The following is a 23,982-nucleotide window of genomic DNA, read 5'->3' as shown; positions in this document are numbered from 1 at the left end:
CAACCCACAAGCATTTCAAAAATGTAGATCTTACATATAATTATTATTATCCAACGTCTAATAACAATGTAATCAATTAAATAATAAATCGTTTTTAACTTGTTCCAGATTGTTAAAGAACTGAAAACACATTTAATATTACTTTATTATTCTCATTTAATTTTAGCGTCCCCTAGGGGATTCGGACCCCTGTTGCCGCCGTGAAAGGGCGATGTCCTAGGCCTCTAGACGAAGGGGACATAATTAATAATTCTTCTTCAAGAATTAATTGCAATATATTTATGTTTTCTAATTTTTTGTATGTTATCCTTTATTTATATAAGTAGTCAAGTGTTTATTTAATTAATATTAATTATTGTTTAAATGATAATTTTATTTAGATTAAATTAGATTTTAATTCCTTAAAATAATTAACAAAATTTTTTACTTGTTCCCAATCAGTATATTCAATATCGCACTTATGATTTGTTTCTCCACCTGTTAAATACATAATAAATTTAATGATATTTTTGTTAAACCAATTATAATTTGAGTATTGTAGTGAGCCTGCAAAAACAGCACAACAATTAGGTTTCCAAGGAGAATTTTTTAAGAATTTTTTAGTATAAGAATTAGTAACCGGTGAATTTTTACCAATCTTACGTGCTGTAAGATTAACAGCGAAAAACCCTGTAATTAATGTTTTTAAAATAAAAATATTTTGTTGTATGAATTTATAAACAATGGGATTAAAATTACCGTAGTAGATGGAAGCTCCTATCAAAACACGATCGTACGCTTTCCAATCTAAATCTCGACTGATAGCATCTGTTATATTTATTACATCACATATTTGTTTCATTCTAATATTGTCAGCTATATATGAAGAAATTTTTTTTGTTTGTCCGTTCCGACTATAAAAAATAATTAATGCTTTCATGAAATTATAATCCTTAATTATAAATTACTATATTTTTTTATATCATCAATTAAAGTACTAAATTGTAGATTTTATAGTTAGATAATAAATCATTTAATAATTACAAATGTTTGAAAACAAATTTTGAGTATTATAATAATTATATAATTAAATTTTATTTTTAATTAATTATTATGTAGTCATTTAATTTATGGAATTAATTGTTTTGTTTAACGATTGATTTTTTTTAAATAATTATGTGAAAAGAACAAACCAATTTCAAATAAAAAATATAAAGAAATAGCAAGTATAGTTTGAGATAAAACATCTGGTGTTAATAACATCCCGATAATAAATGTACCAACAAAAACATATGGGCGGTTATTTTTAATTTTTTCACTATTAGTCACACCAATCCAGCATAAAAACATAATAGCTATAGGTATTTCAAAAGAAATACCACATACCATAAACAACCATATTACGAAATCAAGATAATGAGTAATATCAGTAGCAATAGTTACTCCTTTTGGTAAGGCTTTAATAAAAAACTTAAATGCCATAGGTAAAATAAAATAATATGCAAATATTACTCCAATATAAAACAATAAAGTTCCACAAATAGCCATAGGTATCAATAGATTACGCTCACACTTATGAAGTGCCGGTGCAATAAATGCCCATACTTGATAGGTAATTATGGGAACTGCAATAAAAATAGATAAAATAAAAGTAAGCTTTATTGGAATAATAAAAGGAGCTGCAACTTCTGTGGCAATCATTGTTGCACCTGATGGCATTTGATGTATTAATGGTAATGCCACTAAACTGTAAATATCATTTGCAAAATATACAAGCATTAAAAAAATAATGAAAACTGTGATAATGCAATTTAATATACGTTTTCTTAATTCAATCAAATGATCTATAAATAATTGATTATTTTCAATAATCATTATTGTGGATCACTTTTAGAAGAATATCTGTTATTATCACATAAATAATGTGATCTTTTAACTTTATGTAATATATCTTTATCTGGATATATTTTTTTATTTATATTGAATAGAATACAAGTAAATTGATTAATATCATTAAGCAATATTGTTAATATATCAATATTAGATTTATTTTCCTTTCTATTTGTATAAGGGTTAGCTTCCAGATTAGTTATATTATTAATTACTTGTGTTGTTCTGTTATTTAAGTCTTGTAATCTATTGGAATCTATCATTATTATATTTTTTTTGAAAACTTTTGATTTAAGTAAAAAAATAATTTCATATTGTATAATTGACTTTAGATAATTGAATAATTTAAAACATTGTTTAACTATTTTTAAAGCAATCGCCAATTGCAAGGGACTTAGCACAATTAATCCAATTATAAATACTAATATAAATTCTCCTAAACTAAATTGTAACACAATTTATACCTTATCTTTATCTTTTATTTCTTCACTAAATGATTTTTTTAATTTATCGTCTATAATATTTTTACCAATATCATTAAGCTCTTCTTGTTGTACATCATCATTCATTGCTTTTTTAAATCCTCTAATAGAAGAACCTAAATCTGAACCGAAATTACGTAACTTATCAGTGCCAAATAACAGTACAACAATCATAGCAACAATTAATAATTGCCAAACGCTTATGCCATCCATTAAACACCTACCAATTTTGTAAAAAAAAGATTTTATTGATTATTTTAATATTACTCAATATTTATAATTAACAAATAATTGATTTTGTATTGATTATTAATAAGATATTGTTCTCGGCTTAATAATATCTATTAATAATAAATTATAAAAACTAAAAAATATAATAAATATATGTTATATTTAATCATTAAAATTATATGAAATATTAATTACAATTATTTTAGTTCATGGAAACATATAAATTTAAATAACCAATATTATTGTATAAGTTCAATATAGTCATTTTCTATACTAATTATTATTAAATAATATCAGTTATTTTTTAATAAATTTATATTGATATACTATAAATATAGTAACATGTATAATAAAAATTATATTTTAGTTAAAGTATTTTATATTTTTCTGAAATTAATTTTATGTATATAATATTAATTATTATTAATAAATATGGATTATAAATAAGTTAATATATAACAAATAAATTGATAATTTTAATCGTTCATGTTATACAATTATAAATCAATATCAAATAATATTGATTATATTATTTATATTAGTTGTTTATTCTTGAGAATTATATTTACGGTGATTCGATTTTTTTGAAATATTACAATCAATAGAACATTTAACATTAACTCCTAATTCACGAAATTTTTCAGCTTGTTTGATAATATTACCCCTACCTTCTGCAAGTTTTTTCATTGCTTCCTTATAGCTATTGTAAGTTTTGTCTAAATTATCACCAATACTATTCATATCATCAACAAACAACCTCATTTTATCATATATCTTTGCTGCACTATCTGCTATGTGTTGAACATTTTGATTTTGATGTTCATGATTCCATAAGTTATTTATTGTGCGTAAAGCTACTAATAAAGTAGTAGGGCTTACTAACATAATATTTTGTTGCAAAGCTTCAGATAACAAATTGGGTTCATGATCTACTGCTAATAAAAATGCTGGTTCTATTGGAATAAACATCAATATGTAATCTAATGAACGCAAATTAGGCAATTGTTGATAATTTTTTTGACTCAATGATCTCATATGAACTCTTATGGCATTGATATGCTCTTTAATAGCTTTTTCACTGTCAATTTGATTTTTCGAGTTGAAATATTTTTCATAAGCTAGTAAAATCATTTTAGAGTCTATTATTATGTTTTTTCCTCTAGGTAGTCTAATGATAACATCTGGTCTTACTTTACTATTTTGGTCAGATTTAATGCTAATTTGTGTTTCATATTCATGACCTTCTCGCAATCCTGCAGATTCTAAAATTCTGCTTAAAATTATTTCTCCTAAATGTCCTCTAAATTTACTGTTACCTCTTAAAGCATTTGTAAGGTTAATAGTTTCTTGTGCCATATTAGAATTAAATTTTTGTAACTGTTTAATTTCATTAGTTAAAATATTTCTTTCTTGTGTTTCAATTTTAATAGTTTCACGTAATTGGTAAATACAGTTGTTTATCTGCTCTCGCAAAGGAAGAATAAATTGGTTAATATTTAAAGCAATTTGTTCATTTATAAAAATTTTGTTTTTTTTCCAAATATTATTTATTAAACTTTCACAGTTTTCATTGACTTCGACATGTTTGGCTTCCTCTTTTATTTCACTAAAATTGGATTTCTGTGATGATTTATCTTTACTATTAATTAGCTTATATAAGTAATTAATTTTAATTCCAAGTGTTTTAAAATTTTGTTGGAGTTGTTTTATATCTTTTTCTAATTTGTTTGTTTTAACTAAAATACTAATAATTTTATTATTACATCTAAATATTGCAATTAGAAAACCTATCATAAAACCAATTAATAATAGATATAAATTTATAAAGTATTGACTTATGAATTTAATTAGTTGTTCCATAAAATATATTACTTTATTGATGAATTTATTTGTTTTCTAAAAAATCAAAATGGATATTAATAATAATTATTTATTAGAATTTCTAGAATAGAAATTCTAATGTCTTCAATAAATATCATAGATAATTTATCATTATTTTAATAATATTAAACATGGTATCATGTTAAATTTATTATTGCATCATAATAAATTTAATATTATTATAAATTATTCAACAATGTATATTGATCATTATATAATATTGTAAATATAGTTTATCTATCAGAAAAACCAACTATTATAATAGTTCATTTTGATATACTAAAAATATATTAATATAATAATTTATCTAATATCTTTTTTCATATGTTCATTACGTAAATGCATTGCTGCTTCAACCATATTCTTTAAAGCTTGACGTACTTCTATCCAATCGCGAGTTTTTAAACCACAATCAGGATTAACCCATAAACGTTCTTTCGGAATGTACTGAGCAGCTTTTTTTAATAAAGTTGTTATAGACTTTATACTAGGTATGTTAGGAGAATGAATATCATATACTCCGGGTCCAATTCCATTAGGATACTCAAACGATTCAAAAGATTGCAGTAATTTCATATTCGAACGCGCAGTTTCAATAGTAATTACGTCTGCATCTAATTCTACTATAGAATCTATAATATCATTGAACTCACAATAACACATATGTGTATGTATTTGTGTGTTATCTTTTACAACTGAAGAAGATATATGAAAGGAATCGATAGCCCATTTTAAATAATTTTGCCAATTTGATTTATGTAGAGGTAAACCTTCACGCAATGCCGGTTCATCAATTTGAATAATTCCAATTCCAATTTTTTCAAGAGATTCTACTTCATCTCTTAAGGCTAGAGCTATTTGTTTAGCTACTGTAGCTCGAGGTATATCTTCTCTTACAAAAGACCAACATAAAATAGTTATTGGACCGGTTATCATGCCTTTTACCGGTCTTTTGGTCAGTGATTGCGCATATTTTATATATTCTATAGTAATATCTTTTGGACGAGAAACATCCCCTATAATTATCGGAGGTTTTACACAACGTGAACCATAACTTTGTATCCAACCATTTTGTGTAAATATAAAACCATCTAAATGTTCACTAAAATACTCAACCATATCATTTCTTTCTGATTCACCATGAACTAATACGTCTATATTTAATCTTTCTTGTTCAAGAATGGTGTTTTTTATATTTTTAAAAATATTTTTTTGATAATCTTCATTATTTAATTTTCCCTTTTTAAGGTTTAGACGCAAATTGCGAATGTTATCAGTTTGAGGGAAAGAACCTATTGTAGTAGTTGGCCAGTTTGGTAAATTAAATCTTTTATGTTGTAATTTAACACGATCTTGATATGGCATAATGCGTTTCATAGTTTTTTCAAGAATGTTTTTAACACGTTTTTGTACAATGTGATTACTAACTTTCGTTGAAAAAGGATGGGAAATAATAGGTTTACTCCAAATTTCTAATATTGATTTGTCATTTTTATTGAGAGCATCTCTTAATAGAGTAAGTTCTTTGCATTTTTGTAATCCAAACGCAAACCAATTTCTTACTTCTTCTTCTAAATGTTTTTCATAGCTTAAATCTATTGGGATATGTAATAATGAACATGAAGTTCCAATCCATAAAAACTGACGTTTATCAATTAGACCTTTTAGACGATAGAACCAATTAGTTAAATTAGAACGCCAAATATTACGTCCATTAATGACTCCTAATGATAAAATCCATGATTCAGGAATTATATTATTTAACATTTGAATATCGTCTTTTCCATAAACGACATCAACATGTACACCCTTTACTGGAAGTTGAGTAATTAATTTTATATTTTGACTGATCCCATCAAAATAAGTAGTTAATAATAAATGATCTTTCAAGTATAATTTTTCATAAGTTATTTTAAATGCATTACTCCATTCTTTTGATATTTCCATTGATAATATAGGTTCCTCAATCTGAATCCATTTCACTCCTCTTTTAATAATTTCAGATAAAATACATTGATAAACAGATATAAGATTTTCTAGTAAAGAAAGTTTATTAAAGTTATCAACTTTAGTCTTTCCTAACCACAAATAAGTGATTGGACCTAATAATACAACTTTTATTTGATAATTTAATGATAACGCTTCATCTATTTCTTCAAATAATTGAGTCCAAGTTATTTTAAAATTTTGATCTTTTTCAAATTCTGGTACTATATAATGATAATTAGTGTTAAACCATTTTGTCATTTCGGATGCAATAGAAGATCTTCCATTAGGAGCAACACCACGTGCCATAAAAAACAAAGTATCCAAATCTACAGTGTCATCCGTATTTTTATGCCGTTTCGGTATATTACCCAATAATAAGCTAGTAGTTAACACATGGTCATACCACGCAAAATCACCTACAGGTAATATATCTATACCAGCTTTTTTTTGTTGTTCCCAATGACGTTTACGTAATTCAAATCCTATTTTTAATAATTCTGTTTTATCTATATTTCCTCTCCAATAATTTTCCAGAGCCTTCTTTAGTTCTCGACGCGCACCAATCCTAGGAAAACCAAGAGTATGGTTTAAGATAGCCATTTAAATTTCTCCAAAAATATCTTCATTATCTATTTATATTTAATTGTTCAATTGTTTATATTAATAATTATTTTCACTTAATTTTATTCAATATAAAAAGTGAAATTTTCTGCATTTAGCTAAAATGTATAATTTTAATTACTGTATTACAAAAGTGGTTATGTTTTACATAACATAATTATTAAACAGTAGATTTATATCTAACAAACAAATTTTAAATAACATGCTTGAATTTTACTTAAAAATAATTCTTTTAATTTTGTAATATCGATTTATTATATCAATATATTTTTAATCAACTTGATATAATTTTTTTATTTATATTAATATTTTTAATTTTTTAAAATATTAATATCATATAAACTTTATATGATTTATTTATATCATTTAAATAAATATTATTATTAATTTAGTAAATGACAGTATTATTAAATTATATTTTTATATATTGTAATTAATTTATATTTCATCTAAATGATAAAGGATACAATTAATATAATTTTTTGGATATGAGCTGTTAATTGATATATTAATGTAAGCAATACAATTTTTAAGAAAACAGAAATTTATAACCAATTTTTATGCTTAAAATAAAGATATGGCGCTACACCTACTATAATCATCAAGCAAATTACTGCTGGATAACCAAAACTCCATTTTAATTCTGGCATAAACTCAAAATTCATTCCATAACTTGACGCTAAAAGTGTAGGAGGTAAAAACATTACTGAAACCACAGAAAATATTTTAATAATGCGGTTTTGTTCAATATTAATAAGTCCCATAGCAGCTTGCATTAAAAAATTAACTTTTTGAAATAAAGATTCATTATGAGGTAACAGGGATTCAATATCTCTAAGAATTTCACGAGCTTGTTCTAGCTGATTAGTAGGTAAACGACCTTTCCTTAATAAGAAATTCAATGCCCTCTGAGTATCCATTAGACATAATCTTACTTTCCAGCTAACATCCTCTAGTTCAGCTAAACAAGACAATGATGAATTGTACTCTTCACCTTGTTGTCCTTCCATTACCACGCGACTTAACTTTTCTAATGCGCTATAAATGCTCTCTATTTCATCTGCTAGCTGCTCAATTTTAGTTTCAAACAAATCTAGTAAAAGCTCAAAAGCGTTCCCATCAATGAGTGTTTGGTTTCGAGCTCGCATACGATATAAACGGAAAGCTGGCAATTCTCTTTCACGCAATGTATACAATCGTCCTTCGCGAACAATAAAAGCTACAGTGGAGTTTCCGGCATGATATTCAGCATCTTCATAAAAAAAGAATGAATGTATGTGCAGACCATCTTTATCTTCAAAAAAACGAGCAGATGCTTCAATATCTCCTAATTCAGGACGAGTAGCTAAACTTTGTCCTAGTTCAGATTGTACTAATTGGCGCTCATTTTCTTCTGGTTCAACAAGATCCACCCAAATAGATGATGTTAATTTATCATTGCCTTCTTCAAATTCTAATTTCGTAAGACGACTAGAATCTAATTTAAATGCGTTTAGCATATCAACCCTACACTACAAATTTTGTTGATTAAATTTTATATTTTAGTGAATTAGATAAAATAATTAGACTTATTATGACTTTAATAATTTACAATTATAAAATATTTTTCCACTATATAGTGGACATATATTCACTATGATATGTTTATATTTTATTATGAAATTAACTATAGTTATAAAAATATTAATTATTACAATATTGAACTTAATAATTACTATTTTAATAAATATTGTATAAGTATAAAATATATTATATTTTCTTAAGACTAACAAAAAACATATTTCTAACAAGTAGTTAATTTCTTATATGAGTAAATTTTTTCTATGCAATTAAAAGGTAATTCCTTAATGAAACGCGATGGCTGACAATTTATTTCTTTTCCATATAATCGACGAGTTCTAGCATAAGTTAATGTAAGTTTAAACATTGCTCTGGTGATTCCTACATATGTTAAACGGCGTTCTTCTTCTAACTTGATGTCTTCATGTATGGACATTCTACTTGGTAACATACCTTCTTCCATACCAACTATAAAAACTTGACCAAATTCTAATCCTTTTGCAGAATGAAGTGTCATAAGTTGTACTACATTAGTATTTTTCCTTAATGAGTTAATTTGGTTTTTATCATCTTCTAATACGTAATAAGACAGGAAAGATTGCAAAGGAGTTAAATGTTTATCTGTATGATTGAATTGCTGAGTAGCATTTACTAGTTCTTTAAGGTTTTCAATCCTATCATAGGATTTTCCTGTTTCATTTTCATACATTGACCATAAACCAGATTCTTTAATTACTTTATCTGTTTGCATGTAAAGAGGCAATTCAGAAATGCCATTTACTAAATCATTAATTAATTTAAAAAAACACTCTAATGAAAAAATAATACGCTTTGATAGTAATTTAGATGTTATTAAATTATTAGTAGCTTGCCATAATGTTAATTTTTCTTTCTTAGCAAATTCACGTATTATATTAAGCGTACGCTCTCCTATTCCTCGTTGTGGAGTATTGATTATACGTTCAAAAGCGATATCATCATTATGATTGTTTATAATACGTAAATATGCAATTACATCTTTGATTTCTTGACGTTCAAAAAATCTCATTCCACCATAAACACGATAAGGAATGTTTTTATATAATAATGCTTCTTCTAATATACGTGATTGAGCATTACTACGATAAAGAATTGCACAATCTAAAAAAGTATTGTTTTCTTGGTGGGAATTTTTTATACAATTTGTCACAAAATCAGCTTCATCCAATTCATTAAAAGCAGTATAAATAGAAACAGGTGCTCCTGCTGTCCTATCGGTCCACAATTTTTTACCCATACGTATATTATTGTTAGAAATGAGAGCATTAGCTGTTTGTAAAATTGTGTTAGTAGATCGATAATTTTGTTCAAGTCTGATAATTTCTGTATTAGGATAATCAGATAAAAAGCGCTGAATATTTTTAACTTGTGCACCTCTCCATCCATAAATAGACTGATCATCATCACCTACAATGATCACTTTTCCATGCTTACCTGCTAATATACGAGTCCATTTGTATTGGATATGGTTAGTGTCTTGAAATTCATCAATTAATATATTATTGAAACGATCCTGATAGTGATCAAGAATATCAGGTCTATTAATCCATAGTTCATAACTACGTAAAATAATTTCTGCAAAATCAACTAAACCTATGCGATCACATTCTTTTTGATATTGCTGATAAATATGCAACCAAGTTTTTTCCAATATATTATTGATATTAATATTTTTTGGGCGAATTCCTTCATCTTTTTTGTTGTTGATATACCACATAGCTTTGTTTGCTGACCATTTTTTTTCATCAAAATTCATGTCTTTTATTAAAGATTTTATAAACCTTAATTGATCTTCATGATCTAAAATTTGAAAATTTTGAGGTAAATTAGCTTCTGTATGATTTATTCTAAGTATACGATGTGCTAAACTGTGAAAAGTACCAATCCACATCTTGTTTTTATCTAAATGAATTAACTTATCTATGCGGTTACGTATTTCTCCAACAGCTTTATTGGTAAATGTTACAGCTAAGATCGAACTAGGAGCACACTTGTTTATTAATAGTAACCAAGCAATCCGATGAACTAGTATTCTGGTTTTTCCACTACCTGCACCTGCTAATACTAATAAATTACTTCTAGGGGCTGAAACAGCTGCACGTTGTTTATCATTTAAACCTTCTAGAATTTTAATGGTTTTCATGTTTAATAGTAAATTAGTAAATTTAATAAAAAATTAATTTTGTTATTATTTTAAATAATATCTGTATATAAGGGAAATAAATGCAAATAATTTAAATATTTTTAATAAAATTAGTTATAATAAGTAACATATGATATATAAAATAATAATAAATATTATTGTTTATATATGAATACAACCATCATACACATGTATAGCGGGTCCTGTCATGTGAATTGGTTTACCAATACCTTTCCAAGAAATATATAATGTACCTCCTAGAAGTTCTACTTGTACTTCGGATGATAATAGTCCTTGTATAATACCACAAGCTACAGAAGCACAGGCACCGCTACCACATGCATATGTTTCTCCTATACCTCTTTCATATACTCGTAAACGAATACGATTAGGATTGATAACTTCCATAAAATTTACATTTGTTGATTGTGGAAAATAATCATGTTTTTCTATTATCGGACCCAATACGTTTACTTGGGTAGTTGTTATATCTTGTACTTGTATGACACAATGAGGGTTTCCAACTGATACCATTCCAAATTTTAAGTTTATTCCATTAACTTTAATTGAGTAAAATTTTTTAAACTTATCCATTCTAATTGGTATTTTACTTGGTTCAAAATTTGGTGCATCCATGTCTACACGTACTAAATTATCTTTAATGATATTCAATATCATGCTTGTGGTTTTCGTACTTACGAAAATACTATTTTTATCTGTTAACCCTTGTAATTTTACAAAAACAGCAAAACAACGAGCACCATTACCACATTGAAATGCTTCGCTTCCATTAGAATTAAAAATTTTATAGTGAAAATCAAATCTCGGATTATGAGATGATTCAACAATTAATAGCTGATCAAATCCTATGCCTAAATGACGATCAGATATTTTTTTAATATTTTCTGATGATAAACTAACATTTTGTCTTGTTGCATCTATAATGACGAAATCATTACCTAAACCATGCATTTTGGAAAATTTAATTTTTTGTAACATCAATATACCAAAGAAATTAATTAGTTAATTTATATTTGTTTCAATATTATATGTTGGTAGACATATTGTGAATATTGATCATTATTAATTTTTAAATAAAATTTATGTTAATAATTATATTATTCAAATAATAGTAGTTTTTATTTAACTGTCTTATTTAGATTATTAATATCAGACATCTTAATTAAATTATTACAACTTTTTATTACTATATTTGATATTTCATTTTGTATTTCATATATATCATTTGATTTCTGATTAATACTTTTATCAAGCTTATTTATTTGTTCTTCCTTCCAACCCCAATCTTGAACTAGCCTAACTAAAATTTTACGACGCCAGTTAACTAGGTAACTGTTTTTTTTAATAGTAAGTTTTTCACATACTTTAAAATAAAAACAACGACGAACCAGATCAAGGCGCGTAATATCTTGTATAGTAATTAAATAATTAGTTATACGATCTAGCATCATACAATATGAATCAAGACCAAAACCAATCATTTTGCCTTTATGTAAACATTCTTTGACATCTATCGATAATAATTTTGTATTTGGATATTCTAAACTATAAGCTTCAATTAAAAATATTTTAAGTAATGATTTATAAGGGGAATTGACACTTTTATAAATTTGCAATTGAATTGCATTCAAATATTCTTCTATTTTCAAGGATCTAAAACCACCCAAATCTAACCATTCTTCAGGAAGCAAAAAACCTTTTTTGTATAATGATATAATATATTCTTCATATTGATGTTCTTGCTTGTTTGGTATTACTAGCCATAGAATTCTTTTACCAGCTATTCGAACTGATGTACGATAGAATTCATCTAATAGAAATATATTTTTATTATAATTAAAATTTTCGTTATTAAAATAATTTGTTCTTTTGAATTTAAAATAATTCTCATCAATTAAAAAAAAATTAACTTTTACTCCAACTAAATGACACCAATTCTGTAAAATATTGCATTTACTTTTTAAATTTATAATATCTTGATGATTTAACCAATATTTATGAAATACCCAAATATCCAAATCAGAATTTTTATTCTGACAAATTGAAGAAGTACTTCCCATAGAGTAAACACCTGTAATAGGCATTTCTTTTTTTTGTATGTTTAATTTAATATTGCCTACAAAACTAAGTAATAATTGGTGTTGATTTTTATTTAGTACAAAAGAAGTAATTCCATATGGTACTTTATCTTCTATATAACCTGGTATTAATGGATGCTGATAATGCAAAAAAATAGGTATTAACTGATAAATCTGTTGAAAATTTAATCGTGTATTAGCTAACGTGCGATTAATCCGAAGTTGATATATAGCATCTAATCTTTTTTTTACAGTAAGTATTTTATAAAAGCAAAAATCTTTTTTCACCTGTAATAAAAAACCGAAATTGGTAATTCAATAGTCCTATTATACGATTATAATATTTTCATTGCAAATTAAGGATAAACTATATCCAAATAAGTATATTTTATACTATTCTATCTAAATAGTTAATAATATTTATTCAGCCTATTGATTAATCATTGTAAAATATAACCATATGTTAAAAAATATATTAAAAATTGCAACAAGAAAAAGCCCTTTAGCTCTATGGCAAGCTACATATGTAAAAAACTGTTTAAAAAAGATATATCCCAAATTGAATATAAAATTAATTCCGGTAGTTACTCAAGGTGATATTCTATTAAATCATCTTGTTTTCAAAATAGGAGGCAAAGGCATTTTTGTTAAAGAACTTGAGCAATTAATAATAAAACATAAAGCTGATTTAGCAGTACATTCGATAAAAGATCTACCTGCTAACCTTCCTGAAGGTTTAGGTTTAGTAACTATTTGTAAGAGAGAAAATCCGTATGATGTAATTGTATCTTATAGTTATCGTTCAATTGAAGATTTACCAAAAGGTGCGGTCATAGGTACTTCAAGCATGCGTAGAGGATCTCAAATAATTTCTTATAGACCAGATTTATTGATACATCCAATAAGAGGTAATATTGGTACCAGAATTAATAGATTACATATAGGAACATATGATGCAATAATTATTGCTGCTGCTGGATTAAATAGATTAGGTATACAATATAAAACTAATCAGATAATTTCTGCTAATATCTTATTACCAGCAGTTGGGCAAGGAGCTATAGGAATTGAATGTCGCCTAGACGATAATAATTTAATTAATCTTCTTGAAGCGTTACATGACGAGGATACAGCTGTATGCATAAAAGCAGAACGTGCAATGAATAAACACCTCAAAGGAGGTTGTGCTCTACCTATTGCTAGTTTTGGTGTTCTGGAAGGTGATAATATATGGTTACGTGGATTAATAGGAAATCCTGATGGAAGCATTATCATTAAGAATGAAATTCGTGGTCCCAGATATAAATATAAAGAAATAGGTATTTTATTAGCAGAAAAGCTACTTAGTAGTGGTGGCAAAAAAATATTAAATACATTACATAAAAACAATTAGATGAAAATTTTAATTACTCGTCCAGAACCTGATTCTCAAGAACTCATTTTACATTTACGTCAATTAGGAAAACAGGCATGGAGCTTACCTTTAATTGAATTCTTTCCTGGAAGTGATTTATGCTGTTTGCCTTATTATATAACTAATTTATTATACGCTACTGACTTAGTATTTATACTATCAAAACAAGCTGTATATTTTGCTGACTATACACTTAAAAAAGCTAATATACCATGGCCAGATTACTTAAATTATTACGCAATTGGTTATACAACAGCTTTAGCTTTCAAGAAAGCTAGTAATTTAAATATAAATTATCCTAAAAACAAAGAAAACAGTGAAGAATTAATTATATTAACTAAATTATATGAAATAAAAAATAAAAGAGCTATAATATGTGGCGGAAATTCTAGTAGAGAGCTTTTAAAAAAAACACTTTTAGATCTAGACATTAAGGTATGCTTTATTGAATGTTATAAATCAGTTAGAAAAAAATATGATGGAGAAATTGAGGGCAAGAGACTGCGCAAATTAGGCATTAATACTTTAGTAGTAACCAGTGGTGATATGTTAGAACAAATATTTTATTTATTTCCAAAAAATGATAGAGAAGAATGGTTACTTAAATGTAAATTGCTAGTTGTTAGTGAAAGACTATTTAAAATAGCTAGAAGGTTAGGTTGGAAAGATATACATATCACTGAAAAAGCTAATAATAAACACATACTAAAAGTATTACTATATTCTTAATGATTGATTTTAAATTGATCGGCGAGAGAGGATTTGAACCTCCGACCCACTGGTCCCAAACCAGTTGCGCTACCAAACTGCGCTACCCGCCGTAATGTTTGGGGTGACTAGTGGGACTTGAACCCACGACTACTGGAATCACAATCCAGGACTCTACCAACTGAGCTATAGCCACCAATAATCAACTTATTATTATATCATGTTTATATCATATTGTATACTCATTCATAAAACATCATGGTGCGCCCGACAGGATTTGAACCCGAGTCTTCTGTCTTCGGAGGACAGCGCTCTATCCAACTGAGCTACAGGCGCATAGAAAAATTATTTCAAATATTTGCTATTAATTGCCAATTATGACAAATTAATAACTTAGAATATCAAATTACAATTATAATAACATAAAATATGTTTATTAATAATGATTATATGTCAATAAACTTATTGAGATATATATGATATCCAATAATATGACTAATTTATAATAAATATCTTTAACAATATTGGTTAATAAAAATATTGTTTATGATTTTTAAGAACGTTTCATCATATCAAAAAAATCATCGTTAGTTTTAGTCATAGCTAATTTATTAATTAAGAATTCCATTGCATCTATTTCCCCCATAGGATGCATGATTTTGCGTAAAATCCACATTTTTTGCAATTCTTCTTGTAAAGTTAACAGTTCTTCTTTACGTGTACCTGAACGATTATAGTCAATTGCTGGAAATACTCTTTTTTCAGCAATTTTTCTCGATAGATGTAATTCCATGTTTCCTGTTCCTTTAAATTCCTCATAAATTACTTCATCCATTTTGGAACCAGTATCCACTAAAGCAGTTGCAATGATAGTTAAACTGCCACCTTCTTCTACATTCCTTGCTGCTCCAAAGAATCTTTTAGGGCGGTGTAATGCATTTGCATCTACACCGCCAGTTAACACTTTGCCAGAAGCTGGCACTACTGTATTATAAGCACGAGCAAGACGAGTAATAGAATCAAGTAATACAACCACATCTTTTTTATGTTCCACTAAGCGTTTAGCTTTTTCAATAACCATTTCAGCAACTTGAACATGTCTAGAGGCTGGTTCATCAAAAGTGGATGCTATTACTTCACCTTTAACTAATCTTTGCATCTCAGTGACTTCTTCTGGTCTTTCATCTATAAGAAGTACCATTAACACACAACTAGGATAATTATGGGCTAAACTCTGAGCAATATTTTGTAATAACATTGTTTTACCTGCCTTAGGAGGAGCGACTATTAATCCACGTTGACCTAAACCAATCGGTGAAGCTAAATCGAGCACACGAGTTGTCAGGTCTTCCGTAGAACCGTTTCCACGTTCCATCCTCAAACGGTGATTAGCATGTAGTGGTGTAAGGTTTTCGAACAAAATTTTATTACGTGAATTTTCAGGTTTATCATAATTAACTTCATTAACTTTTAATAATGCAAAATAACGCTCTCCTTCTTTAGGAGGACGAATTTTACCAGAAATCGTATCTCCTGTACGTAGATTAAACCTACGTATTTGACTGGGAGAAACATAAATATCATCTGGACCAGCCAAATAAGAACTATCTCCAGAACGTAAAAATCCAAATCCATCTTGTAATATTTCTAACACTCCGTTACCAAAAATATCTTCACCACTTTTTGAATGTTGTTTTAAAATTGAAAAAATGATGTCTTGTTTCCGCATTCGAGCCTGGTTATCTAGACCCATTTTTTCCACTAACTTTATTAATTCAGAAACGGGTGTGTTTTTTAATTTGGTAAGATTCATATTGATGGGTTCTTAAAATCAGAGGAGGGCTACAATATTACTCGAAATAATATTCGAGATCAATATAACAAATAACCTATTACACCTTATGGCCATTACTTATATAATAATCCTAAAACAATAATCATCCGGGAATATAAATATTAAAAATAACGACACTGAAATAGGAAAATACTAATTTATCAAATAATTTATCATTGGATAAAAACTATCAATTAAAGTTAAATATTATTTTGAATAAGTTATGTTTATCATGATAATAAATCTCTTATACATTATTTTTAATTATTTTATCAACTTTTTATCTAAAAAGTCTTTTAATTGAGATTTAGATAGAGAACCTACTTTTGTTGCTATAGTTTTACCATTTTTGAACAACTGCAATGTTGGAATACCACGAATTCCATACTTTTGTGCTTTTTCAGGATTTTCATCAACATTAAGTTTGGCAACAATTAAGCTATCTTTGTATTCTTCTGCGATTTCATCGATAATTAGCGACATAGTTTTACACGGTCCACACCAATCAGCCCAAAAATCAACTAACGCGGTAACGCCATCTTTTAAAATAGTTTCATCAAAATTACTATCGTTTAGATTTATAATTCTATCGCTACTCATTTACAACTCCAAATATAATAGTAATGTTTTGTATATAAGAAAAAAAGAAATACTGCCAAAAAAATATTACCAATAATTATATTCCAAATATTAATATAAAAACAACCAATTTGAAATTAATTTGATTAAAAATTAGATAATACTTGAATATTAATTAACTCTTCTTAAGTCTTAACATATAGTTGAACAGTGTGTAATTTCGTTGAACAATGTTATCTTATATATATCCCAATATCTGAGATATGTCTGATAGATTATAATAAATTAATTAAAAAAAATCAATACTAAATTTATATTTATTACCTATCAACAAAACTAATTAAGTATAATTTCTTAATTAGAAAACGATTATAATATAATTTTGTAATGATAATTTATCATACAATAAAAATACAAATCGTTATTTAATAATAAAATAAAACAGCTTTATTTAAGTAATAATTATTATATAACTAAACTAAACAATTAGTACCACAAATTATTACAATAACATATTACAGATAAGTAATTTGCGTTGTTTTAAAATGTGGTACATTATTTTTTTATAATAACTTTATATGTTTTAAATTAATTATTAATTTTATCGATTATGTTGCTTTATATTATTTCTACTCTTAATATCTTGTTTTAACTGTAATATTAATCAATATTTAAATTAGGAAAAAAACTACATTATTACTCATTAAGATCAACGCTATCAAAATGGTGTTTACCTAGTGGATCAACTAAGTAACCTACAACTTTTTTATTCACTGGTTCAAATGTTTGTGCATGTGCGATTATAAAGATAGGTGTTTGACTATTCATAATCATTTGTGCATGTCTATAAAAATCAATGCGTTTTTTAATATTAGTTGTAGAACGAGCTAAATCAATTTTTTCAATAAAAGGTCTATAGCACCAATAACAATAATTATAATGTGATTCTCTAGATAAATCACAATTAAATATTGAACTAAATAAATGGTCAGGATCTCCATTACTACCATTCCAACCCATTATCATTGCATGGTGTTCACCGTCTTGTGCACGTTTCAAATATTCATTTAATTTATAATTAACTATTTTAGTTTTAACTCCAATTTTTGCCCAATCCGCTTTGATCATGTCAGCCATGCGATTTATATCATAAGAAGTATTTTTTTGTTCTTCAGGTATTGTCCATAAATTAATTGATAAACCATTTTTTAATCCTGATTGTTTTAACATCTTTTTAGCTTTTACAGGATCATATTCATTATTTTTAATTGATTTGTTATAACCCAAAATCATTGATGGTACAATATTTTCTGAAATTTCTCCATTATTTTTGTAGATAGAATGTAAAATTGCTTCTCTATTTATAGCAATAGATAAAGCTTTACGTACCTCCACTTTATTAAGCGGTTTTTTCACAGTGTTAAATGCAATAAAATCAACATTTAATCTATTTTGTTTCATAATATTTATGTTTTTATCTTTCTTCATACTTTCTAAATCAGATGTCTTTGGATAAGACATAATATGACATTTACCACTTTTAATTTTTTGATAACGAACTGAAGGATCTGGCGTAATAGAAAATATTAAATTATCAATCTTTGGTTTAACTCCCCAATAGTCAGGATTAGCTTTATATATTATATTAACATCCTTTTGATAATCTACTAGTTTAAAAGGTCCTGTTCCTACTGGATTAGTATCCATTTTTTCAGGTTTCCCTTCTTTCAGTAAATATTCTGAATATTCTTTTGAAAGAATAGATGCAAAATCCATAGCTAAATTGGAAATAAAAGATACTTCTGAAGAATTCAGGTAAAATCTTACTTTATTGTCATCAATTTTTTTAATTTTTTTGATTAATCTAGACATTCCAGTTTTTTTGAAATATTTGTAATCACCTCCAGAAATCTTATGATATTTATTTTCTTTATTAAGTTGACGATCAAAGGTAAAAATTACATCATCAGCATTAAATTCTCTAGTTGGCTTAAAATATTCAGTAGATTGCCATTTTACCCCTTTACGTAAAGTAAAAGTATAGATCTTGCCATCTGGACTAATCTCCCATGATTCAGCTAGTCCTGGTTCAAGATCAATAGTACCTTTTTTAAACTCAACTAATCTATTATATATAGGAACAGAACTAGCATCATAAGTAGTATTTGAAGCAAATAATTGCGGGTTAAAACCTTCTGGTGAACCTTCAGAACAATATATTAAAGTTTTTGCTTGAATATTAGGAGATATTATTAAAAAAAATACACCAATAAACTTTAAAATAATTCTAAATTTAATCATATTAAAATGATCATTAATACTGTTGTAATAATTACTATTCTTTTTGCAATGCAATTTTGCGAGCATTAATAGATCTCCATTAGAGATATGTCATTGCTTTAAAAGGAAAAATAAAATATAAAATATAACTTTAATAAGTTATCCTTTCTTCAGCTGCTAATATAAAATAAAATTTATTAAGATATGATTAATAATTTACTTGAATATTATTATCATTAAGATGACATTTAAATTTAAATAAATCATAATGAAAGTAAAGATAATTAACTTCTATTTGTCAAAAAAATATATTTGAAATTTATTGTTGATTAAAATTTTTTAATATTTTTTTGTTTTTAATCACATTAAAGATAGGTTGTTCTTGATTTTTATAGAAAACCGTGAAATTTCTTTCAACGGTTTATATTTTTAATATTTATTTCACTAAATTTGTAATTCAAATCTTTCTCCTGCTTTACTCCAATCAACTATATTCCAAAAAGATTTTATATAATCAATTCTTCTATTCTGATATTTAAGATAATATGCATGTTCCCATACATCTAAACCTATAATTGGATAACCAGAAACACCAGAAATTAATTTTCCCATTAAAGGATTATCTTGATTTGCGGTAGACACAATAGATAATTGATTGTTTTCCTTTATTAACCATACCCATCCAGATCCAAAACGTGATAAAGCAATTTTTTCAAATTCTTCCTGAAATTTCAAAATGTTATTAAATTTATTTTCAATCGCGTGTTTTAAATTTCCTGTTAAAATACTATTTGGTTTTAAAGTATTCCAAAAAAAAGAATGATTAAAATGACCACCAACGTTATTGATTATAGTCCCTCGTATACTAACAGGCAGTTCATGTAATTTAGTAATCAAATCTTCAACTGGTAGTTCAGCAAATTCCGTACCTTGTAATGCAATATTAGCATTGTTTATATAAGTTTGATGGTGTTTAGTATGATGAATTTCCATGGTTTTTTTATCAAAAAATGGTTCTAAAGCATCATATGAATAAGATAATTGCGGAAGCGAATAACTCATATTATTAATCTCCAAATAAATTACTTTTTATATAAAAATATATTTTTTATAACGTTAATAGTAACGTTAAGATATTTTTTATCTTGGTTTAGATCAAATTATATTAATAATCCGATTTAATAAAATTTAACTGTTTTAAATTAAGGAACATTAATTATGTGTTAATAATATTAGTACAATAAATATAATTATATTATCACTTCATCCGTATAGCTATTGTATAATAAGTCTCTGAGGATTAGAATATATAGTATAACATCCAGGTTTAGAAAAACCTACTAGAGTAATATTGTATTTTTCTGCCAGGCTAACTGCCAATGCTGTGGCTGCAGATAAAGCAAATAATATTTCAACACAACACATAGCAGATTTTTGTACTATTTCATAACTAGCTCTACTAGATATTAAAATTGCACCACTTTTACTTTCTGTTTTGCTCATATATCCTAATACTTTATCTAAAGCTACATGACGGCCTATATCTTCATATCCACATATTAATTCACCTATACCATTAATCCATAATGCAACATGAGTGCAATTAGTTACTATTCCTATTGGTTGATGTTTGTTAAGCTTTTTTATTGCAAGATCAATATGTTTAAGATTTATTTTTTGACTAAAAGGTAGGGGTTTAATATTAGAATTAATAACTTGGTCTAATTGTTCAACACCGCATATACCACATCCTGTTCTACCTAGCATTCCTCTTCTTTTTATTTTAAACTCTTCAAAACAACGTGAAGAAATATTAATTTGAATTTCAACTCCATACACATTAAATATAATATCTATACTTAAAATATCAATATAAGAACGAATGATACCTTCTGAAAGAGAAAATCCAATTGCGAACAGATCTAAATTTTGAGGAGTGACCATCATAACAACATAAGATATACCGTTATACACTAACGCAACAAACGTTTCTTCTGCTAGAAAATCAGTTTTCACATTACAGCAGTGATTATTTTGTTTCCAAATTTTTTTTTTACTATTGTTTTAATATTAATTGCATTTATTTTATTATGTGTTTCATTTTTATGCATAGTAAAATTCCAATAAAATAATAATAACATAAAATTATTGTAATTTTTATGATTGTTTCATTTTGATTTTAATAAAGATATATCTGCAATCTGAAGAAAAAGAGATCTTATTTTTGATAATAATGTTAAACGATTAATATGCACATTGTTATCATGTGTATTAATTTTCACTTTATTAAAAAAGTTTTCTATCGTTAATCTTAATTTAGATAATTCTATTAAAGCTTCTATGTATAAACCCTTAGTAAAATATGGTTGTAACCTAACTGTTAATTTTGCTATATAATCTGTCAATTCTATTTCTTCTTTCTGTTTTAGTAGAGACGAATTTATCAAATTGGATGCTAGTCTAGTATTAGATTTTATTAAACAATTAGAGACTCTTTTGTTTATAACTATTAATTCATTAGATTCTTTAAGAAAAAGAAAATTTGATAAAGCTTGCATGCGAAGATCAAAATCTAATGGATATAATGGGCGTACAGATAAAACCGCTTTAAAAATATTGATATCATATCCAGATTCAACATAAAAATTTTGAAGACGCCTAAACATAAAGTCCAAAATGTTATTAACGATGTTATTAACAACAAATTTATCTTGATAAATTGTCACAGATTCTTGAATAAGATCTTGTAAATTTAAAGGCAATTTTTTGTCTATTATAATACGTAGTACTCCAAATGCAGCACGACGAAGAGCTAAAGGATCTTTGCTTCCTTTTGGAGGTTGTTGAATCCCAAACATTCCTACTAAAGTATCTATTTTATCAGCAATTGATAATGTACATCCTATTACACTAGAAGGTATCTCATCCTTAGAAAAAGATGGTCTATATTGTTCGCTGATTGCAAATGCAACATCTTTATGTTCACCATTACAAAGTGCAAAATGCATACCCATTATCCCTTGCATTTCAGGATATTCAAATACTACTCTAGTGAGCAAATCACATTTTGACAATAAACTAGCACGTAAAGAATATTCTACATTAGCACTTATTTTTATAGCAATCCATTTAGATAATAACATAATTCTTTCCGTTTTATCCTTCAAAGAACCTAATTCTTTATGGAAAACTACCTTTTCTAATAATACTACATTATCTGCTAAGAAATGTTTTCTGTCATGATTGAAAAAAAATTCAGCGTCTTCTAAACGAGAATTTAATACTTTTTCATTACCAATAACTATGTTTCTATCGTTAGATTCTATATTACTAATCAAAATAAACTTAGATAGCAATTTACCTTTAGTGTCGTATATTGTAAAATATTTTTGTATATTTTCTATTATATGAATTAATAGTTCATGTGGAATATTTAAAAATTCTTTTTTAAAGTTAGCATTAAGAATAACAGGCCATTCAACTAAAGATGTAACTTCATGCAATAATTTATCATTAATATATACTTGGCCTTTTAACTTTTCTGCCATAAATTCTATTCCAGTTTTTATGATTTCTTTACGTTTTATATAATCTGCAATTACTTTGCCTTTCTCTGCAAGTATATCAGGGTATTGATCTGCATTAATCAAAGTAATTTTACTATTACCCATGAAACGGTGTCCATAAATAATTTTTTTGGATTTGATGCCTAACAATGAACATGGAATTAACTTATCTCCAAATAATATAGTAATAGTATGAATTGGACGAATAAACTTTATATTACTTTCTCCCCATCGCATTAATTTCGGTAAATCTATTTTTTTTAATGCTTTTTCAATTATCACGGGTAATAATAAATTTACTTTTTTCCCTTTAATTGTTTTACGATAAATTAAGCATGCACCTTTAATAGTATATAGAGTTTCTAGTTCAGAGATAAGTACTTTGTTATTATGTAACCATGATTTTGCTGTTTCAGTTATATAACCTTTAGCATCAAATGATTCTATTAATTTAGGTCCTCTTATTTCAAGAACTCTATTAATTTGATAAGGATATAAATTTATTATTTTTAAAGCTAAACGTCGAGGAGAGGCAAACCAAAGAACTTGTTGATACATCAATTGAGAAATATTTAATTCTATCATCATATTTTTACAAAATAACTGTGCTAAGCTATATAGCATCTTTGGTGGAAGTTCCTCAGTACCGATTTCTACTAACAAAGTTTTTCCATTCATTATAATACC

Annotated in this window: 16 protein-coding genes, 4 tRNA genes and 2 pseudogenes; 2 read left to right on the top strand and 20 right to left on the bottom strand. The window is 26.4% G+C overall.

Going from position 1 to position 23,982, the window contains the following annotated elements:
- Positions 1-166: 166 nt before the first annotated feature.
- The 11 genes and pseudogenes from CRV11_RS03655 to CRV11_RS03605 form a co-directional block, all read right to left on the bottom strand.
- A tRNA-Glu gene (locus tag CRV11_RS03655) sits at positions 167-239 on the bottom strand.
- A gap of 137 nt (positions 240-376) precedes the next feature.
- A complete protein-coding gene (hemG, locus tag CRV11_RS03650; protein WP_136131976.1) occupies positions 377-919 on the bottom strand; it encodes a menaquinone-dependent protoporphyrinogen IX dehydrogenase in 543 nt (180 codons plus the stop codon).
- A gap of 209 nt (positions 920-1,128) precedes the next feature.
- Positions 1,129-1,854, bottom strand: coding sequence for a twin-arginine translocase subunit TatC (tatC, locus tag CRV11_RS03645; RefSeq protein WP_136131975.1), 726 nt, complete (start codon positions 1,852-1,854; stop codon positions 1,129-1,131).
- Entirely contained in the window at positions 1,854-2,324 is a 471-nt protein-coding gene (locus CRV11_RS03640) for a hypothetical protein (protein ID WP_136131974.1), read from the bottom strand. Before CRV11_RS03640 ends, tatC begins: the two co-directional genes overlap by 1 nt.
- A gap of 101 nt (positions 2,325-2,425) precedes the next feature.
- Positions 2,426-2,564 (bottom strand): annotated as a pseudogene (gene tatA, locus CRV11_RS03800) (twin-arginine translocase TatA/TatE family subunit); the annotation flags it as partial.
- Between the two features lie 564 nt (positions 2,565-3,128).
- Positions 3,129-4,442 carry a DNA recombination protein RmuC gene (gene rmuC / locus CRV11_RS03630; protein ID WP_136131972.1) on the bottom strand — a complete coding sequence of 438 codons (1,314 nt, stop codon included), beginning with the start codon at positions 4,440-4,442 and terminating at the stop codon, positions 3,129-3,131.
- Positions 4,443-4,766: 324 nt separating this feature from the next.
- Complete coding sequence (gene metE, locus CRV11_RS03625) at positions 4,767-7,052, bottom strand: 5-methyltetrahydropteroyltriglutamate--homocysteine S-methyltransferase (protein ID WP_136131971.1); 2,286 nt, start codon at positions 7,050-7,052, stop codon at positions 4,767-4,769.
- Between the two features lie 566 nt (positions 7,053-7,618).
- On the bottom strand, positions 7,619-8,572 hold the full coding sequence (gene corA / locus CRV11_RS03620; RefSeq protein ID WP_136131970.1) for a magnesium/cobalt transporter CorA: 954 nt from the start codon (positions 8,570-8,572) through the stop codon (positions 7,619-7,621).
- Positions 8,573-8,886: 314 nt separating this feature from the next.
- A pseudogene (gene uvrD, locus CRV11_RS03615) lies at positions 8,887-10,815 on the bottom strand (DNA helicase II); the annotation flags it as partial.
- Positions 10,816-10,977: 162 nt separating this feature from the next.
- Positions 10,978-11,802, bottom strand: a complete 825-nt coding sequence (gene dapF, locus CRV11_RS03610; RefSeq protein WP_136131978.1) for a diaminopimelate epimerase — start codon at positions 11,800-11,802, stop codon at positions 10,978-10,980.
- Between the two features lie 152 nt (positions 11,803-11,954).
- On the bottom strand, positions 11,955-13,202 hold the full coding sequence (locus CRV11_RS03605; protein ID WP_136131968.1) for a class I adenylate cyclase: 1,248 nt from the start codon (positions 13,200-13,202) through the stop codon (positions 11,955-11,957).
- 172 nt (positions 13,203-13,374) lie between these two features.
- Here CRV11_RS03605 and hemC point away from each other — a divergent pair, with 172 nt between their 5' ends.
- Together hemC and CRV11_RS03595 are read left to right on the top strand one after the other, a co-directional pair.
- Entirely contained in the window at positions 13,375-14,307 is a 933-nt protein-coding gene (gene hemC, locus CRV11_RS03600) for a hydroxymethylbilane synthase (RefSeq protein WP_136131967.1), read from the top strand.
- A complete protein-coding gene (locus CRV11_RS03595) occupies positions 14,308-15,057 on the top strand; it encodes a uroporphyrinogen-III synthase (protein WP_136131966.1) in 750 nt (249 codons plus the stop codon).
- Between the two features lie 18 nt (positions 15,058-15,075).
- Here CRV11_RS03595 and CRV11_RS03590 read toward each other — a convergent pair.
- The 9 genes from CRV11_RS03590 to glyS all read right to left on the bottom strand — a co-directional run bounded on the left by CRV11_RS03590 (position 15,076) and on the right by glyS (position 23,973).
- Positions 15,076-15,149, bottom strand: a tRNA-Pro gene (locus CRV11_RS03590).
- Positions 15,150-15,156: 7 nt separating this feature from the next.
- Positions 15,157-15,232 (bottom strand) — tRNA-His (locus tag CRV11_RS03585).
- 63 nt (positions 15,233-15,295) lie between these two features.
- Positions 15,296-15,372 (bottom strand) — tRNA-Arg (locus CRV11_RS03580).
- Between the two features lie 217 nt (positions 15,373-15,589).
- Complete coding sequence (rho, locus tag CRV11_RS03575) at positions 15,590-16,849, bottom strand: transcription termination factor Rho (protein ID WP_136131965.1); 1,260 nt, start codon at positions 16,847-16,849, stop codon at positions 15,590-15,592.
- Between the two features lie 285 nt (positions 16,850-17,134).
- Complete coding sequence (gene trxA / locus CRV11_RS03570; RefSeq protein WP_136131964.1) at positions 17,135-17,470, bottom strand: thioredoxin TrxA; 336 nt, start codon at positions 17,468-17,470, stop codon at positions 17,135-17,137.
- Positions 17,471-18,145: 675 nt separating this feature from the next.
- Complete coding sequence (locus CRV11_RS03565) at positions 18,146-19,750, bottom strand: ABC transporter substrate-binding protein (RefSeq protein WP_136131977.1); 1,605 nt, start codon at positions 19,748-19,750, stop codon at positions 18,146-18,148.
- Positions 19,751-20,173: 423 nt separating this feature from the next.
- On the bottom strand, positions 20,174-20,791 hold the full coding sequence (locus tag CRV11_RS03560) for a Fe-Mn family superoxide dismutase (RefSeq protein WP_136131963.1): 618 nt from the start codon (positions 20,789-20,791) through the stop codon (positions 20,174-20,176).
- Between the two features lie 213 nt (positions 20,792-21,004).
- The gene (gene fdhD / locus CRV11_RS03555) at positions 21,005-21,745 is read right to left on the bottom strand and encodes a formate dehydrogenase accessory sulfurtransferase FdhD (protein WP_241974181.1); all 741 of its coding nucleotides are present in this window, start codon (positions 21,743-21,745) and stop codon (positions 21,005-21,007) included.
- Between the two features lie 152 nt (positions 21,746-21,897).
- Positions 21,898-23,973, bottom strand: a complete 2,076-nt coding sequence (gene glyS, locus CRV11_RS03550; protein ID WP_136131961.1) for a glycine--tRNA ligase subunit beta — start codon at positions 23,971-23,973, stop codon at positions 21,898-21,900.
- Positions 23,974-23,982 lie beyond the last annotated feature (9 nt).

This window comes from Candidatus Pantoea edessiphila (assembly GCF_002933335.1).
GTDB lineage: Bacteria > Pseudomonadota > Gammaproteobacteria > Enterobacterales > Enterobacteriaceae > Pantoea_C.
The sequence above is the reverse complement of the archived record's forward strand: the minus strand, read 5'-3'. Positions and strand labels throughout refer to the sequence as shown.

Bases quoted from the DNA above. Each gene is read 5' to 3' on its own strand.
- CRV11_RS03595 (WP_136131966.1), top strand. From the start codon at position 14,308: ATGAAAATTTTAATTACTCGTCCAGAACCTGATTCTCAAGAACTCATT.
- CRV11_RS03560 (WP_136131963.1), bottom strand. From the start codon at position 20,791: ATGAGTTATTCGCTTCCGCAATTATCTTATTCATATGATGCTTTAGAA.
- glyS (WP_136131961.1), bottom strand. From the start codon at position 23,973: ATGAATGGAAAAACTTTGTTAGTAGAAATCGGTACTGAGGAACTTCCA.
- rmuC (WP_136131972.1), bottom strand. From the start codon at position 4,442: ATGGAACAACTAATTAAATTCATAAGTCAATACTTTATAAATTTATAT.
- trxA (WP_136131964.1), bottom strand. From the start codon at position 17,470: ATGAGTAGCGATAGAATTATAAATCTAAACGATAGTAATTTTGATGAA.
- metE (WP_136131971.1), bottom strand. From the start codon at position 7,052: ATGGCTATCTTAAACCATACTCTTGGTTTTCCTAGGATTGGTGCGCGT.
- CRV11_RS03565 (WP_136131977.1), bottom strand. From the start codon at position 19,750: ATGATTAAATTTAGAATTATTTTAAAGTTTATTGGTGTATTTTTTTTA.
- hemC (WP_136131967.1), top strand. From the start codon at position 13,375: ATGTTAAAAAATATATTAAAAATTGCAACAAGAAAAAGCCCTTTAGCT.
- tatC (WP_136131975.1), bottom strand. From the start codon at position 1,854: ATGATTATTGAAAATAATCAATTATTTATAGATCATTTGATTGAATTA.
- hemG (WP_136131976.1), bottom strand. From the start codon at position 919: ATGAAAGCATTAATTATTTTTTATAGTCGGAACGGACAAACAAAAAAA.
- rho (WP_136131965.1), bottom strand. From the start codon at position 16,849: ATGAATCTTACCAAATTAAAAAACACACCCGTTTCTGAATTAATAAAG.
- corA (WP_136131970.1), bottom strand. From the start codon at position 8,572: ATGCTAAACGCATTTAAATTAGATTCTAGTCGTCTTACGAAATTAGAA.